The following is an 834-nucleotide window of genomic DNA, read 5'->3' as shown; positions in this document are numbered from 1 at the left end:
AGGCACCATCACACTTATCTCAAGTGCGCGAGCACTATTAGGGAACAAGAGAAACACGCTCGCGAGCACAGAGAGCGTTAGCTTTGCCGCACTTAGAAATCGGCTTTTGTTCGAATCCCAAAACATCTATAATTTCCAATAGATTATCAACCTTCTTATAATTTCTTAAGGATACGCTGTTTTAGAAAAAATGTCCAATTTACAACCTTTCTAGGGTCAGGACTCATAGCCAATAGATGACGAGTGCTGCGAGGGCGATGGCTGACAGGAAGACCTTCGGGCACCTGTCGTAGCGGGTCGCCACACGCCGCCAATCCTTCAGCCTGCCGAACATGATCTCGATGCGGTTGCGCCGTTTGTAGCGGCGCTTGTCGTGCTTTACCGGATTCTTCCGTTGCTTCCGTCCAGGAATGCAGGCGCGTATCCCTTTGTCCTTCAACGCTTCTCTGAACCAGTCGGCGTCGTAACCGCGATCACCCAGAAGCCATTCAACATCCGGCAGGCTGCTCAGCAATGCTCGTGCGCCGATGTAGTCGCTGACCTGACCTGCCGTGACGAACAGGTTGAGGGGGCGGCCCTGGCTGTCGCAGATGGCGTGCAGCTTGGTGTTCATGCCGCCTTTGGTTCGGCCAATCAGACGGCCACGCCCCCCTTTTTGACGCCCATGCTGGTCGCTGTCCGGTGGGCTTTCAGATAGGTGGCGTCGATCATCACGGTCTTCTCCTCGCCGTGGTCGGCAGCCAGACCTGCCATCATCTGCGCGAAGATGCCTTTGTCGCTCCACCGCTTCCAACGGTTGTAAAGGGTCTTGTGTGGGCGTCAAAAAGGGGGGCG

Annotated in this window: 1 pseudogene; it reads right to left on the bottom strand. The window is 55.2% G+C overall.

Annotated features, from left to right (window positions below):
• Positions 1-223 precede the first annotated feature (223 nt).
• Positions 224-816: pseudogene (locus ACR1XV_RS21430) on the bottom strand (IS5 family transposase); the annotation flags it as partial.
• Positions 817-834: the final 18 nt, after the last annotated feature.

The organism is Ruegeria sp. AD2(2025), from assembly GCF_056542385.1.
The sequence above is the reverse complement of the archived record's forward strand: the minus strand, read 5'-3'. Positions and strand labels throughout refer to the sequence as shown.